At 55.4% G+C, this 15,297-nt stretch carries 16 protein-coding genes; 15 read left to right on the top strand and 1 reads right to left on the bottom strand.

Translation table 11 applies throughout. The features are described 5' to 3' along the window. The 11 genes from IM273_RS06880 (at position 1) to ptsG (ending at position 10,495) form a co-directional block, all read left to right on the top strand. Positions 1–954 (top strand): beta-ketoacyl-ACP synthase III, encoded by a 954-nt coding sequence (locus IM273_RS06880; RefSeq protein ID WP_041910515.1) that lies wholly within the window; start codon positions 1–3, stop codon positions 952–954. A 15-nt stretch (positions 955–969) separates the two neighbouring features. Next, positions 970–1,899, top strand: a complete 930-nt coding sequence (fabD, locus tag IM273_RS06875) for an ACP S-malonyltransferase (protein WP_193050282.1) — start codon at positions 970–972, stop codon at positions 1,897–1,899. A 12-nt stretch (positions 1,900–1,911) separates the two neighbouring features. Continuing rightward, positions 1,912–2,646 carry a 3-oxoacyl-ACP reductase FabG gene (gene fabG, locus IM273_RS06870; RefSeq protein WP_010429699.1) on the top strand — a complete coding sequence of 245 codons (735 nt, stop codon included), beginning with the start codon at positions 1,912–1,914 and terminating at the stop codon, positions 2,644–2,646. 154 nt (positions 2,647–2,800) lie between these two features. Beyond that, the gene (acpP, locus tag IM273_RS06865) at positions 2,801–3,037 is read left to right on the top strand and encodes an acyl carrier protein (protein WP_003857954.1); all 237 of its coding nucleotides are present in this window, start codon (positions 2,801–2,803) and stop codon (positions 3,035–3,037) included. A 91-nt stretch (positions 3,038–3,128) separates the two neighbouring features. After that, complete coding sequence (fabF, locus tag IM273_RS06860; protein WP_045630098.1) at positions 3,129–4,370, top strand: beta-ketoacyl-ACP synthase II; 1,242 nt, start codon at positions 3,129–3,131, stop codon at positions 4,368–4,370. A 122-nt stretch (positions 4,371–4,492) separates the two neighbouring features. Beyond that, positions 4,493–5,308 carry an aminodeoxychorismate lyase gene (pabC, locus tag IM273_RS06855; protein ID WP_193050280.1) on the top strand — a complete coding sequence of 272 codons (816 nt, stop codon included), beginning with the start codon at positions 4,493–4,495 and terminating at the stop codon, positions 5,306–5,308. Further along, positions 5,305–6,327, top strand: coding sequence for a cell division protein YceG (yceG, locus tag IM273_RS06850; RefSeq protein WP_193050278.1), 1,023 nt, complete (start codon positions 5,305–5,307; stop codon positions 6,325–6,327). Before pabC ends, yceG begins: the two co-directional genes overlap by 4 nt. Further along, complete coding sequence (tmk, locus tag IM273_RS06845) at positions 6,317–6,958, top strand: dTMP kinase (protein WP_041910511.1); 642 nt, start codon at positions 6,317–6,319, stop codon at positions 6,956–6,958. The genes yceG and tmk overlap by 11 nt, the downstream gene beginning before the upstream one ends. Next, positions 6,955–7,959, top strand: coding sequence for a DNA polymerase III subunit delta' (gene holB, locus IM273_RS06840; protein ID WP_045261638.1), 1,005 nt, complete (start codon positions 6,955–6,957; stop codon positions 7,957–7,959). Before tmk ends, holB begins: the two co-directional genes overlap by 4 nt. A 10-nt stretch (positions 7,960–7,969) precedes the next feature. Then, positions 7,970–8,764 (top strand): metal-dependent hydrolase, encoded by a 795-nt coding sequence (locus IM273_RS06835; protein WP_047368291.1) that lies wholly within the window; start codon positions 7,970–7,972, stop codon positions 8,762–8,764. 297 nt (positions 8,765–9,061) lie between these two features. After that, on the top strand, positions 9,062–10,495 hold the full coding sequence (gene ptsG / locus IM273_RS06830) for a PTS glucose transporter subunit IIBC (protein WP_028012724.1): 1,434 nt from the start codon (positions 9,062–9,064) through the stop codon (positions 10,493–10,495). A 71-nt stretch (positions 10,496–10,566) separates the two neighbouring features. Here ptsG and fhuE read toward each other — a convergent pair whose 3' ends face one another. After that, a complete protein-coding gene (gene fhuE / locus IM273_RS06825) occupies positions 10,567–12,756 on the bottom strand; it encodes a ferric-rhodotorulic acid/ferric-coprogen receptor FhuE (protein ID WP_193050276.1) in 2,190 nt (729 codons plus the stop codon). Positions 12,757–13,096: 340 nt separating this feature from the next. Between fhuE and hinT the strand changes: the two genes are divergently transcribed. Genes hinT through thiK form a run of 4 tightly spaced genes read left to right on the top strand, consistent with a single transcriptional unit; the run spans position 13,097 to position 15,295 of the window. Next, positions 13,097–13,456: a purine nucleoside phosphoramidase gene (gene hinT, locus IM273_RS06820; RefSeq protein ID WP_006809243.1), complete on the top strand. Its 360-nt coding sequence runs from the start codon at positions 13,097–13,099 to the stop codon at positions 13,454–13,456. A gap of 1 nt (position 13,457) precedes the next feature. Beyond that, a complete protein-coding gene (locus tag IM273_RS06815) occupies positions 13,458–13,832 on the top strand; it encodes a YcfL family protein (RefSeq protein WP_041910507.1) in 375 nt (124 codons plus the stop codon). 13 nt (positions 13,833–13,845) lie between these two features. Beyond that, positions 13,846–14,490, top strand: a complete 645-nt coding sequence (lpoB, locus tag IM273_RS06810; RefSeq protein ID WP_088205017.1) for a penicillin-binding protein activator LpoB — start codon at positions 13,846–13,848, stop codon at positions 14,488–14,490. Continuing rightward, complete coding sequence (gene thiK / locus IM273_RS06805) at positions 14,471–15,295, top strand: thiamine kinase (RefSeq protein WP_041910506.1); 825 nt, start codon at positions 14,471–14,473, stop codon at positions 15,293–15,295. The genes lpoB and thiK overlap by 20 nt, the downstream gene beginning before the upstream one ends. Positions 15,296–15,297 lie beyond the last annotated feature (2 nt).

The following is a 15,297-nucleotide window of genomic DNA, read 5'->3' as shown; positions in this document are numbered from 1 at the left end:
ATGTATACGAAGATTTTAGGTACCGGCAGCTACCTGCCAAAACAAGTGCGTACCAACGCCGATCTGGAAAAAATGGTAGATACGTCTGACGAGTGGATTGTCACGCGCACAGGTATCCGTGAACGTCGTATCGCCGCGCCAGACGAAACCGTGTCCACCATGGGTTACGAAGCCGCACAGCGCGCTATCGAAATGGCGGGTATCGATAAAGAAGAGATTGGCTTGATCGTGGTTGCCACGACGTCTGCCACGCATGCTTTCCCAAGCGCGGCGTGTCAGGTGCAGAACATGCTCGGTATTAAAGGCTGCCCGGCGTTTGACGTTGCCGCCGCGTGCGCAGGTTTCACCTACGCGCTGAGCATTGCCGATCAGTATGTTAAATCTGGCTCCGTCAAATATGCGCTGGTTATCGGTGCTGACGTTTTGGCGCGTACCTGCGATCCAACCGATCGCGGAACGATCATTATTTTCGGTGATGGTGCCGGTGCGGTGCTGCTGGGGCAGTCCGAAGAGCCGGGTATCATCTCCACGCATCTGCATGCCGATGGCCGCTACGGCGAGCTGTTAACGCTGCCTAACGCCGATCGCGTTAATCCGGACAGCTCCATCTACCTGACCATGGCGGGTAACGAGGTGTTCAAAGTGGCGGTGACCGAGCTTGCGCACATTGTCGATGAGACGCTGGAAGCAAATAACCTTGAACGCACCGCGCTCGACTGGCTGGTGCCGCATCAGGCGAACCTGCGTATCATCAGCGCCACCGCTAAAAAGCTGGGCATGTCGATGGATAACGTTGTGGTGACGCTGGATCGTCACGGCAACACCTCTGCGGCGTCGGTACCGTGCGCATTTGATGAAGCGGTACGCGACGGACGAATCAAACGGGGCCAGCTGGTCTTGCTTGAAGCCTTCGGTGGCGGGTTCACCTGGGGTTCCGCGCTGGTTCGTTTCTAGTATAAGGAATAAAAAATGACGCAATTTGCTTTTGTGTTCCCGGGCCAGGGTTCTCAAACCGTTGGGATGTTGTCTGAAATGGCAGCAAACTACCCGGTCATTGAAGAGACTTTTCGTGAAGCTTCTGATGCGCTGGGTTATGATCTGTGGGCGCTGACCCAACAGGGTCCGGCCGAAGAGCTGAACAAAACCTGGCAAACTCAGCCAGCGTTGCTGACTGCGTCCGTTGCGCTGTGGCGCGTATGGCAGCAGCAGGGCGGTAAAGCGCCAGCGCTGCTCGCGGGCCATAGCCTGGGTGAATACTCTGCGCTGGTGTGCGCCGGTGTGATTGCGTTTGCTGACGCGGTGCGCCTGGTAGAACTGCGCGGTAAATTCATGCAGGAAGCGGTGCCAGAAGGAACGGGTGGCATGTCTGCCATTATTGGTCTGGATGATGCCGCGATTGCAAAAGCGTGTGAAGAATCTGCTGAAGGGCAGGTGGTTTCTCCGGTTAACTTCAACTCGCCGGGCCAGGTTGTTATTGCTGGTCATAAAGAGGCCGTTGAACGTGCCGGTGCTGCCTGTAAAGCCGCGGGCGCCAAACGCGCACTGCCGCTGCCGGTCAGCGTACCGTCTCACTGCGCACTGATGAAGCCCGCAGCCGAGAAACTGGCGGCTGAGCTGGAAAAAATTACCTTTAACGCACCGACGATTTCCGTTGTGAACAACGTCGATGTGAAATGCGAAACCGCGCCGGAGGCTATCCGTGACGCACTGGTTCGCCAGCTCTATAGCCCGGTACAGTGGACCAAAACCGTTGAGTTTATGGCCTCTCAGGGCGTTGAGCACCTTTATGAAGTCGGTCCTGGTAAAGTCCTCACCGGTCTGACGAAACGTATTGTTGACACCCTGACTGCCTCGGCGATTAACGAGCCGGAAGCGATGTTAGCGGCACTCTCGCAATAAAAGAGGAATACCATGAGTTTTGAAGGAAAAATTGCCCTGGTTACTGGCGCAAGCCGCGGTATCGGGCGTGCAATTGCTGAAACACTGGTCGCGCGCGGCGCGAAGGTGATTGGTACAGCAACCAGCGAGAATGGCGCCCAGGCCATCAGCGAGTATCTGGGTGCGAACGGTAAAGGTCTGGTACTGAATGTGACCGAACCTGCATCTATCGAATCTGTTCTGGAAAATATTCGCGCAGAGTTTGGTGAAGTGGATATTCTGGTCAATAATGCCGGGATAACTCGCGACAACCTGCTGATGCGAATGAAAGATGATGAGTGGAACGATATTATCGAAACCAACCTGTCATCTGTATTCCGTCTGTCAAAAGCGGTAATGCGCGCTATGATGAAAAAGCGTCATGGTCGTATTATCACTGTTGGTTCTGTGGTTGGTACCATGGGAAATGCTGGTCAGGCTAACTACGCTGCGGCGAAAGCAGGTCTGATCGGTTTCAGTAAGTCGCTGGCGCGTGAAGTCGCGTCCCGCGGGATTACTGTAAACGTTGTTGCTCCGGGCTTTATTGAAACGGACATGACGCGTGCGCTGACTGATGATCAGCGTGCGGGTACGCTGGCGGCAGTTCCGGCGGGTCGTCTTGGCGACCCTAAAGAAATCGCCAGTGCGGTTGCATTTTTAGCCTCTGACGAAGCGGGTTACATCACTGGTGAGACCCTCCACGTCAACGGCGGGATGTACATGGTTTAATCACGATCGAAAATATTTGCGTTATTAGGGCAAATGGCCTCAAAATAACGTAAAATCGTGGTAAGACCTGCCGGGATTTAGTTGCAAATTTTTCAACATTTTATACACTACGAAAACCATCGCGAAAGCGAGTTTTGATAGGAAATTTAAGAGTATGAGCACTATCGAAGAACGCGTTAAGAAAATTATCGGCGAACAGCTGGGCGTTAAGCAGGAAGAAGTTGTGAACTCCGCTTCCTTCGTTGAAGACCTGGGCGCAGATTCTCTTGACACCGTTGAGCTGGTAATGGCTCTGGAAGAAGAGTTTGATACTGAGATTCCGGACGAAGAAGCTGAGAAAATCACCACCGTTCAGGCTGCCATTGATTACATCAACGGCCACCAGGCGTAAGTGAACATCTCCAGGCGGTCATTCGACCGCCTGAGTTTTATCTTTTTTAGTCCCACGTATCTCTTTTTTTATCCCTCCCTGGAGGACAAACGTGTCTAAGCGTCGTGTAGTTGTGACCGGACTTGGCATGTTGTCTCCTGTCGGCAATACCGTAGAGTCCACCTGGAAAGCTCTCCTTGCCGGTCAGAGCGGCATCAGCCTAATCGACCATTTCGATACTAGCGCCTATGCAACGAAATTTGCTGGCTTAGTAAAGGATTTTAACTGTGAAGAGATCATCTCGCGCAAAGAACAGCGCAAGATGGATGCCTTCATTCAATATGGAATTGTCGCTGGCGTTCAGGCCATGCAGGATTCTGGCCTTGAGATTACGGAAGAGAACGCAACCCGTATCGGCGCCGCTATCGGCTCCGGGATTGGTGGTCTTGGCCTGATCGAGGAAAACCATACATCGCTGATGAATGGCGGACCGCGTAAGATCAGCCCGTTCTTCGTTCCGTCCACGATTGTTAACATGGTGGCAGGTCACCTGACCATTATGTTCGGCCTGCGTGGGCCAAGCATCTCTATCGCTACCGCGTGTACGTCTGGCGTACATAACATCGGCCAGGCCGCGCGTATCATTGCGTACGGCGATGCAGATGCTATGGTTGCGGGCGGTGCTGAAAAAGCCAGTACCCCACTGGGTGTTGGTGGTTTCGGCGCAGCGCGTGCGCTCTCTACCCGTAACGATAACCCTCAGGCGGCGAGCCGTCCGTGGGATAAAGACCGCGATGGTTTCGTGCTGGGTGACGGCGCAGGTATGCTCGTACTGGAAGAGTACGAACATGCGAAAAAACGTGGCGCGAAAATTTATGCTGAAGTCGTTGGCTTCGGGATGAGCAGCGATGCGTATCACATGACGTCTCCTCCGGAGAACGGCGCGGGTGCTGCGCTGGCGATGGAAAATGCGATCCGTGATGCGGGTATTACCCCTGCACAGATTGGCTACGTTAACGCGCACGGCACTTCTACGCCTGCAGGCGATAAAGCAGAAGCGCAGGCGGTTAAGTCTATCTTCGGCGAGGCTGCCAGCCGCGTAATGGTCAGCTCCACGAAATCCATGACCGGTCACCTGCTGGGTGCGGCGGGTGCAGTAGAGTCAATCTACTCTATCCTTGCGCTGCGCGATCAGGCTGTGCCGCCAACCATCAACCTGGATAACCCGGATGAAGGTTGCGATCTGGACTTCGTTCCGCACGAAGCGCGTCAGGTTAGCGGTATGGAGTACACCCTGTGTAACTCCTTCGGCTTTGGCGGCACGAATGGTTCTCTGATCTTCAAAAAGGTCTGAGCCTGACTGCCTGAAAGCTATAAAAAAAAGGTCCGCTTGGCGGGCCTTTTTTATTAGGGAAAATCCCCTTGTCCGGCTTTTAACATCCTGCCAGACTGAGCCTCCACGCATAAGGAGACACCATGTTTCTCATTAATGGCCTTGAACAAGAAACGCTGCCGGCAAGCGACAGGGCAATCCAGTTTGGCGATGGCTGTTTCACCACGGCGCGTATTCTTGACGGTGAGGTGAGCCTGCTTGACGCCCATATCCGTCGTTTACAAAAAGCCTGCGAGAAATTGCTGATTCCCTTCATGCAGTGGGACATTCTCGAGCGCGAGATGCGCCGGCTGGCGTCAGGTAATACAAACGGCGTTTTAAAAGTTATTCTTAGCCGCGGCAGCGGCGGGCGAGGGTACAGCGGTTCCGCCTGTCAGCATCCCACGCGTATTCTTTCCGTATCAGCGTATCCTGCTCACTATGCACGCTGGCGTGAGGAGGGGGTAACGCTGACGCTGAGCCCGGTACGGCTGGGGCGAAACCCTATGCTCGCCGGAATAAAACATCTTAACCGCCTTGAACAGGTGCTTGTTCGTACTCATCTTGAACAGACGGACGCCGATGAGGCGCTAGTCCTTGACAGCGAAGGGTTCATTACGGAATGCTGTGCGGCTAATTTACTCTGGCGGAAGGGCCGTGAGGTCTTCACCCCTTCGCTGGAGCAGGCTGGGGTTAACGGCATCATGCGCCAGTTTTGTTTGCAACAGCTGGCACATGCAGGCTTTCGCGTTGTCGAAGTAAACGCGAAGGAAGAGGCGCTGCTGTCCGCCGATGAAGTTGTGATCTGCAATGCGCTGATGCCTGTTATACCCGTTCGGGCGTATGGTCAACAGCGCTGGTCTTCGCGAGAGCTCTTTACGTTTTTAGCCCCGATATGTGAGCAAATCAAAAAGTCATGAAGAAAATGTTGCGCTTTGTCCTTCTCCTGATTGTTGCGCTGGGTATTGCCGGCGGAGCGGGAGTATGGAAGGTTCGCCAGCTGGCGGATAGTAAAATCCTGATTAAAGACGAGACGATTTTTACCCTGAAAGCCGGTACCGGGCGGATGGCGCTGGGCGAGCAGCTTTACGGGGATAAAATCATCAACCGTCCACGCGTGTTCCAGTGGTTATTGCGTATCGAGCCTGAACTGTCTCACTTCAAGGCTGGTACCTATCGCTTTACGCCCGGCATGACCGTCAGAGAGATGCTGCAGCTGTTGGAAAGCGGTAAAGAGGCACAGTTCCCGCTGCGCTTTGTTGAAGGGATGCGCTTAAGCGATTACCTCAAGCAGCTGCGTGATGCGCCTTACATCAAGCACACGCTCAAAGACGATCGCTATGAGACGGTCGCCGAGGAGCTGAAATTTGAACATCCTGAGTGGGTGGAAGGCTGGTTCTGGCCAGACACCTGGATGTATACGGCGGGCACGACCGATGTGGCGATTCTTAAACGGGCACACAAAAAGATGGTTGAGGCAGTTGATTCCGCCTGGGAAGGGCGCATGGACGGGCTGCCTTATCAAGATCAAAACCAGTTTGTGACAATGGCCTCGATCATTGAGAAAGAGACGGCCGTGGCGGCCGAGCGCGACCGGGTCGCGTCGGTATTTATCAACCGCCTGCGCATCGGCATGCGTCTGCAAACCGACCCGACCGTCATCTACGGCATGGGCGAGAGCTATGCCGGCAAGATCTCCAGAAAAGATCTGGAGACGCCAACGGCGTATAATACCTACGTGATTAACGGCTTGCCGCCGGGCCCGATAGCCACGCCGAGCGAGGCTTCGCTCAAAGCCGCCGCGCACCCGGCCAAAACACCGTACCTCTATTTTGTGGCTGATGGAAAAGGGGGGCATACCTTTAACACCAACCTTGCCGGCCATAATCGCTCTGTTCAGGACTATCTGAAGGCACTTAAGGAAAAAAATGCGCAGTAAATACATTGTCATTGAGGGACTCGAAGGGGCGGGTAAAACCACCGCCCGTAACGTGGTAGTGGATACGCTGAAATCGCTTGGCGTCGCTGACATGGTCTTTACCCGCGAGCCGGGCGGTACTCAGCTGGCGGAGAAACTGCGCAGCCTGGTGCTGGATATTAAATCCGTTGGCGACGAGGTTATTACTGACAAAGCCGAAGTGCTGATGTTCTATGCGGCGCGCGTCCAGCTGGTTGAGACCGTGATTAAACCTGCGCTGGCCGACGGCAAGTGGGTGATCGGTGACCGTCACGATCTGTCGACTCAGGCCTATCAGGGCGGCGGACGCGGTATTGACCAGGCGATGCTGGCAACCCTTCGCGATGCCGTACTGGGGGATTTTCGCCCGGACCTGACCCTCTACCTGGATGTGACCCCGGAAGTGGGTCTCAGGCGCGCCCGCGCGCGCGGCGAACTGGATCGCATTGAGCAAGAGTCATTCGATTTCTTTAACCGCACGCGCGCGCGCTATCTTGAGCTGGCCGCGCGGGACAGCGCAATTCGTACCATTGACGCCACGCAATCTCTGGACGACGTCACGCGCGATATTCAACAGACCGTTACGCAGTGGCTACAGGAGCAGCAGGCATGAAATGGTATCCATGGTTGCGCCCGCACTTTGAACAGCTGATCGCCAGCTATCAGGCCGGTCGGGGGCATCATGCGTTACTGATTCAGGCGTTGCCGGGAATGGGGGATGATGCCTTGATCTACGCCATCACTCGTTTTCTGATGTGCCAGCAGCCGGAAGGGCATAAAAGCTGCGGTAAATGCCGCGGCTGCCAGCTGATGCAGGCCGGCACGCATCCTGACTACTACACGCTTGAGCCTGAGAAGGGCAAAAGCGCGCTTGGCATTGATGCCGTGCGTGAAGTCAGCGAGAAACTGTACGAACATGCGCGTCTGGGCGGGGCAAAAGTGGTCTGGCTCAACGACGCTGCGTTGCTTACCGAGGCGGCGGCGAACGCGCTGCTTAAAACCCTGGAAGAGCCGCCGGAAAAGACGTGGTTTTTCCTTTCCTGCCGGGACCCGGGACGTTTACTGGCGACGCTGCGCAGCCGTTGTCGTCTCCATCATCTGGCGGTGCCTCAGGAATCGTGGGCGTTAAGCTGGCTTGAGCGAGAGGTGACAACGTCACAGGAGAGTGCGTTGTCTGCGCTGCGCCTCAGCAGCGGCGCCCCCGCGGCGGCGCTGGCATTACTACAGCCTGACGTCTGGTCGCAGCGAGAAGCGCTCTGCCGGGCCGTTGAGGCTTCACTTAACAACCAGGACTGGCTGAGTTTACTGCCTGCGCTGAATAGCGATCGGGCCGTTGAGCGTCTGCACTGGCTGGCCTCCTTATTGCTCGATGCGCTAAAAATCCAGCAAGGGGCTACGCTGCTGACTAACCCGGACGCGTGGCCCCTGGTGAACATGCTGGCAAGCCGCCTTACAGGCGCGTCTCTGCACGCTATCCTTCATGATGTTTGCGAGAGCCGCGAACAGCTTTTAACCGTGACGGGTCTTAATCGCGAGCTTTTGCTGACCGACCAGTTACTGCGTATTGAACACTACCTGCAACCGGGCGTTACGCCGCCTGTTTCCCATCTCTGAGAGAGACATTATGTTTTTAGTCGACTCACACTGCCATCTTGATGGCCTGGATTATCAATCCCTGCACAACGACGTGGATGACGTGCTGGCGAAAGCCGCTGCCCGCGATGTGAAATTTTGTCTTGCGGTGGCGACGACGCTGCCGGGGTATCGCTCAATGCGTGAGCTGGTGGGCGTTCGCGATAACGTGGTGTTCTCCTGCGGCGTTCATCCGCTGAACCAGGATGAAGAGTATGACGTAGAAGAGCTGCGCCGACTGGCAGCAGAAGCGGGCGTCGTGGCGATGGGTGAAACCGGGCTGGACTATTTTTATACGCCGGAAACGAAAGCGCGCCAGCAGGCGTCTTTCCGCAACCATATTCGCATCGGCCGCGAACTGAATAAACCGGTCATCGTACATACACGCGATGCGCGCGCCGATACGCTGGCGATCCTCCGGGAAGAAAACGTGACGGATTGCGGTGGCGTACTACACTGTTTCACAGAAGACAGAGAAACGGCGGGTAAACTGCTTGATTTGGGGTTTTATATTTCGTTTTCCGGGATCGTGACGTTCCGTAACGCTGAGCAGCTCCGTGATGCTGCGCGCTATGTCCCGCTCGATCGCATTCTGGTGGAAACAGACTCTCCGTATCTGGCGCCGGTACCGCATCGCGGTAAAGAGAACCAGCCGGCCATGACGCGAGACGTCGCAGAGTACATGGCCGTGCTTAAAGGCGTCAGTATCGAAGAGCTGGCCCGCGTCACGACGCAAAACTTCTCTGCGCTGTTCCATATCGACCCCGCCCGCCTGCAATCCGTCTGATAAGCCTGTTTTTTTTAGGCTCGTAATTAATAAATAAAACGAGTAAAGTTCACCGCCTCATTTGGGGCGGTGACGGTGTTCTTAGAAACATCCAGACATGCTTTTTGTAAATTACTGAAAGTTTTTCGACCGTCTTAAGCTGAAACGTGATAGCCGTCAAACAAACTCAGAGGGAATTATTTTACTCTGTGTAATAAATAAAGGGCGCTTAGATGTCCTGTCCACGGCACGGTACTCCCCCCGGGCCAATGCGTGAAAGCGTAAAAAAAGCACAAATACTCAGGAGCACTCTCAATTATGTTTAAGAATGCATTTGCTAACCTGCAAAAGGTCGGTAAATCGCTGATGCTGCCAGTATCCGTACTGCCTATCGCAGGTATCCTGCTGGGTGTCGGTTCTGCTAACTTCAGCTGGCTGCCAGCCGTAGTTTCCCATGTGATGGCTGAAGCAGGCGGTTCCGTCTTTGCTAACATGCCTCTGATCTTCGCTATCGGTGTGGCGCTGGGCTTCACCAATAACGACGGCGTTTCTGCGCTGGCTGCAGTGGTTGCTTACGGCATCATGGTGAAAACCATGGCTGTGGTTGCGCCGCTGGTTCTGCATTTACCGGCAGAAGAGATTGCCGCGAAACACCTGGCAGATACCGGTGTTCTGGGCGGTATCATCTCCGGTGCGATTGCAGCGTATATGTTCAACCGCTTCTATCGCATCAAGCTGCCTGAGTATCTGGGCTTCTTCGCGGGCAAGCGTTTCGTTCCGATCATCTCTGGTCTGGCAGCGATTTTCACTGGCGTGATCCTGTCCTTCATCTGGCCACCAATCGGTTCCGCTATCCAGACCTTCTCTCAGTGGGCTGCTTACCAGAACCCGGTTGTCGCGTTCGGTATCTATGGCTTCATCGAGCGTTGCCTGGTGCCATTCGGTCTGCACCACATCTGGAACGTTCCATTCCAGATGCAGATTGGTGAATTCACCAACGCAGCAGGTCAGGTGTTCCACGGCGATATCCCACGTTACATGGCGGGTGACCCAACTGCAGGTAAACTGTCTGGTGGCTTCCTGTTCAAAATGTACGGCCTGCCGGCTGCTGCGATTGCAATCTGGCACTCTGCTAAGCCAGAAAACCGTGCAAAAGTGGGCGGTATCATGATCTCCGCAGCGCTGACCTCGTTCCTGACCGGTATCACCGAGCCGATCGAGTTCTCCTTCATGTTCGTTGCGCCAATCCTGTACATCATCCACGCTGTACTGGCTGGCCTGGCGTTCCCAATCTGTATCCTGCTGGGTATGCGTGACGGTACGTCCTTCTCTCACGGCCTGATCGACTTTATCGTTCTGTCCGGTAACAGCAGCAAGCTGTGGCTGTTCCCAATCGTGGGTGCGTGCTACGCCGTTGTTTACTACACCATCTTCCGCGTGCTGATCAAAGCACTGGACCTGAAAACTCCGGGTCGTGAAGATGCAACTGAAGACAGCAAAGCAGGCGCGACCAGCGAAATGGCTCCGGCACTGGTTGCTGCGTTCGGCGGTAAAGAGAACATCACTAACCTGGACGCGTGCATCACTCGTCTGCGTGTGAGCGTTGCCGACGTTGCGAAAGTGGACCAGCCGGGTCTGAAAAAACTGGGTGCAGCGGGCGTGGTTGTTGCAGGTTCGGGCGTTCAGGCTATCTTCGGTACTAAATCCGATAACCTGAAAACCGAAATGGATGAGTACATCCGCAACAGCTAAGCTGTGACCTGGGGAGACTAAGGCAGCCGAATGGCTGCCTTTTTTATTGCTGTGGTTTGTTGTGCCAACACTCAGAAGTCGTAGCTTGCGCTCACTGAAACGTTCAGCGGTGCGCCATAAACCACGTAAGAGCCGACGTAATCGTAATACTCTTTGTCGAACACGTTGTTGACGTTCGCCTGAATAGCAAAATCTTTGGTGACCTGATAGCGGCTGAACAGATTAACCAGTCCGTAGCTGCCTTGCTCTGCGCGGGATTGTCCCGCCGGGCCACCGTCCACATCCGTCCAAACTTTGTTCTGCCAGTTTACGCCACCGCCCACCGTCAGCGCCGGCAGCATTGGCAGCTGATAACGGGTAAACAGCTTCATTGTCGTGCGCGGCTGATCGGAACTGACAGCGCTGCCGTTCTTATCTTCCGCAATGTAGCGCGTCGCGCCGAACGTCAGCTGCCAGTTATCGGTCAGGGCGCCGTTCAGCTCGAACTCAATCCCTTTGCTGACCACGCCGTCCAGCGATTCATAAATCGACTCACCGCTCGGCATGTAGGTATAGGTGTTGCTCGCCACGTTATCCTGCTCGATGCGGAAAATCGCCAGCGAGGTGGTCAGACGGGTATTAAACCAGTCTGCTTTAACACCGGCTTCGTAGCTTTTGCCCGTGGTTGGATCGAGATAACGTCCGCTGGCGTCGCGCTTGTCCTGCGGCTGGAAGATGGAGGTATAGCTGACGTAGGTCGACCAGTCTTCGTTGATATCGTAGACCAGGCCCGCGTAAGGCGTTACGTCATCTTCAGTGCTTTCCAGACGGGTGTCAGGAGAGCCCGCCGGGTTATAGCGAATGTTGTAGTTGGTGTAGCGCGCCCCGAGGATCAGGTGCAGCGGGTCGGCCAGCGAGAAGCGGGCGGAGGTGTACGCTGAGGACTGGCGAATGTCGTCCTTGCTATAGAGCTTCCACGGCGTCCACTGCGGATCGGCGATATTTCCGTTCCAGTTTTTGAAATTCCCCACGTCCACCATGCCGTACAGCGCATCCGGCATTCTGTTGTCATAGTGGTTGCGCTGTCGGCTGAAGCTGCCGCCAAACATCATCTCATGCTGGCGGCCGAAAAGATCGAAGCCGCCGCGCAGGAAGGCATCAACCGCATCCTGTTTGCGTTCACCTCTGTTCCAGCCGCCGTAGCCAACCATGCCCGCCCCGGTCTCTTTTTCCGGATAGCCGGACATATACATCAGCTTGCTGTCGAAGTTGGTCTCCGCGTGCATGCCGTTGACGTGCGCTTCCCAGCCGTTGTCGAAACGCTGGGTCAGGTTAGCGAAAATGCGGGTGCTATCCTTGTCCGAGTAGGCCCAGTCAGGCGCGACGGTCTGGCTGCGATTGTAGTCGGTTTTACTCCCGTCGCTGTACCAGGTCGGCAATCCGCCCCAGGTCGGATCGGCGGTGTGGCTTTCCTGATATTCATACCCTACAGAGAGGGTGGTGCTGTCGGTGACGTCCGCATCCACCACGCCGTAGAGGAACTTCTTCCGGTAGTGGTAGTTATCCACGAAGCTGTCGTTGTCCTGATAGCCCGTAATCAGGCGTCCCCGTACCTTCCCGGACTCTACCAGCGGTGCCTGGAGATCCAGCACGTAGCGCTGTTTGTCCCAGCTGCCGTAGCTGGCGGAGACATTGCCTTTGAACTCATTGCTGTCCGCATGCTTACGCACCATATTGACGTACGCCGCCGGGTTACCGGTGCCGGACATCAGCCCGGTCGCGCCGCGAACCACTTCGATACGGTCGTAAATCGCGGTATCGGCGGTGGTGTCGCCGAAGTTCCACACTTCGCTGATGGAGGTGGGCAGGTCGTCATACGCGTAGTTACTGACGAAAAATCCGCGCGAGTAAAAGACGGTACGATCGCTGTCCTGCACCTGCGCAGTTACGCCCGTGGTGTTGGTTAACACCTGGCCGATGGACTGCAGGTTCTGATCCGCCATGCGCTGCTGGCTAATCACGCTGACGGACTGCGGGATATCGCGGGGAACCAGCAACAGCTTTGTGCCGGTGGTGGTGGTTTTTACGCTGTAATCCCGGTCCTGACTTGCGGAAGGATCCTGCGTATTGTCAAAACCTCCATCCACGACGACGGTGTCTTCGGTTGCTGATGCAGCGAAAGCGGCGGCTGGCGTCAATGCCATAGCAATACAGGCTGCCAGCAACGAAGGCGTTGCGACAGGCTGACGTTGCCCATCCCTGGTGTGATCAATGAAAGACATTATCAAACCCTTATGAACGGTGAAGAGTGTTTGCGTCAGTCCCACAAATACGGTCTGACGTCGTTTTCTATGTTAAAAATGCGCATGAAAATGCAAATGCGAAATATACGCATTGCCATTAATGCTGTAAACAGATGTGTCGTGCGAAACTGAAATAATGTTTCAGCCCGTTAAGGCACGCGAGCGGTCACTCTTCAGTCAGCTGATGAATATTCAGCAAAGAATTCGGGGGAGAAGGTTGAAAGGACAGGAGAAACTCGCTCATACTCTTGAATTGTGTCACACAGTCCTCCAGAGAGTGTGTTAACAGCGGACGCACCTAACAAAAAAGGAAAAGGTCATGGCTGAAGAAACAATTTTCAGTAAAATTATTCGCCGCGAAATCCCGTCGGATATCGTCTATCAGGATGAACTGGTAACGGCTTTCCGGGACATTTCCCCTCAGGCACCGACACACATCCTTATCATTCCTAATATTCTGATTCCGACCGTAAACGACGTAAAAACCGAGCACGAAGTGGCGTTAGGTCGTATGCTGACGGTGGCGGCGAAAATTGCCGAGCAGGAAGGCATAGCGGAAGACGGTTATCGTCTGATCATGAACTGTAATCGTCATGGCGGCCAGGAAGTTTATCATATTCACATGCATCTGCTGGGTGGACGTCCGCTGGGACCGATGCTGGCTCACAAAGGTCTGTAACATGTTTAAAGGGCGTATTGCAGCGCTGGTAATGACGATGATGGTTGTGGGGTGCAGCACGCGTCCGGCGATCCCCGTCAGCGATGAACAGACGCTGGTGATGGAATCCTCCGTGCTGGCTGCGGGCATCACGGCGCAACAGCCCGCACTGACCATCAGTGAAATTAAATCTTCTGCCTCCTCTACGCTCTATAACGAAAGAAATGAACCGGTGACGGTCCACTACCGTTTTTTCTGGTATGACGTAAGAGGTCTTGAGATGCACCCGCTGGAGGCGCCGCGCAGCGTCACTCTTCCGGCAAGGTCGTCGGTAACGCTCTATGACAGCGCCAGCTATCTGGGTGCGCATAAGGTGAGACTTTATCTTTATCTCTAAGGGGTGAACCTTGATTAAAAATATGAGCCGTTATGCGCTCGTGACCGCATTCGCGCTGTTCCTCGCAGGGTGTGTGACCCGTACAGAACAGCCAGCACCTGTGGAAGAGGCAAAGCCGGGTACCGAGCAGCCGACACCGCCAACGCAGACCCAGCCAACCGTGCCGTCTGTACCGTCTATTCCGTCACAGCCTGGCCCGATTGAACATCAGGACCAGACGTCACAACCTGCGCCGCGCGTGCGCCATTACGACTGGAACGGTGCGATGCAGCCGATGGTCGGTAAAATGCTGCAGGCTCAGGGCGTGACGGCAGGCAGCGTGCTGCTGGTCGATAGCGTGAACAACCGTACCAACGGTTCGCTGAACGCGGGCGAAGCGACAGAAACGCTGCGCAATGCACTGGCAAACAACGGTAAGTTTACGCTGGTCTCTGCTCAGCAGCTCGCATTAGCCAAACAGCAGCTGGGCCTGTCTCCGCAGGATAGCCTCGGCACCCGCAGCAAGGCGATTGGCATTGCCCGCAACGTTGGCGCCCAGTATGTGCTGTACTCTAATGCGACCGGTAACGTGAATACCCCAGCCCTGCAGATGCAGCTGATGCTGGTTCAGACAGGCGAAATTATCTGGTCAGGTAAAGGTGCGGTTACGCAACAATGACACCACGCGTGAAGAGATTCTGACGCGTTATTTTCCACAGTACCGCCTTATCGCGCCGCAGGCCCACTCCGGGCTTAGCGGCGCGAGTTGCATTATAGCGCGGGGCGCGCACCGTCTGGTCTTGCGGCAGAACCACGATCCCTTCGCCCCGGCTTTCCAGTTTCGCCGTCAGTTTCGCGCCCTCAAACGCCTTCCGTCGGATCTCGTGCCTGAACCCCGATTTTTCAGCAAGGGCTGGATGGCCGTCGACTATCTGGAGGGGGAGGTGAAAAGCGCGCTGCCGGACACCCCAGCGCTTGCGGCGATGCTGTATCATCTGCACCAGCAACAGCGTCTGGGGTGGCGAATCGCCTTACTTCCACTGCTGGAAAACTACTGGCAACAAGCCTCTCCAGCAAGACGTACCCCAGTGTGGCTTGCGCATCTCAAACGGCTGCGTAAAGCGGGCGAGCCGCAACCGATTCGGCTCTCGCCGTTACATATGGATGTGCACGCCGGGAACATCGTGCATACGCCACAGGGCGCCAGGCTTATCGACTGGGAATATGCCGGAGACGGCGATGTGGCGCTGGAGCTGGCCGCGGTCTGGACGGAAAGTGAAGCCGCGCGGCAGAAACTCATCAGAGAGTATGCCAGCGTTGCGCACTTTAACGCCGATGCGCTGGCACACCAGGTGAGACGCTGGCGGCCCTGGGTCATCATGCTGATGGCGGGCTGGTTTGAGATGCGTTTGCAGCAGTCCAGAGATAAACAATTTATTGCGCTGGCAGACGATGCCTGGCGCCAGTTACAAACGAAAGGATAAGA

Source organism: Enterobacter cloacae complex sp. P13B (assembly GCF_014895915.1).
Classification (GTDB): domain Bacteria; phylum Pseudomonadota; class Gammaproteobacteria; order Enterobacterales; family Enterobacteriaceae; genus Enterobacter; species Enterobacter bugandensis.
Note: the sequence above shows the minus strand (reverse complement) of the source record. Positions and strands in the feature narration are given on the sequence as shown.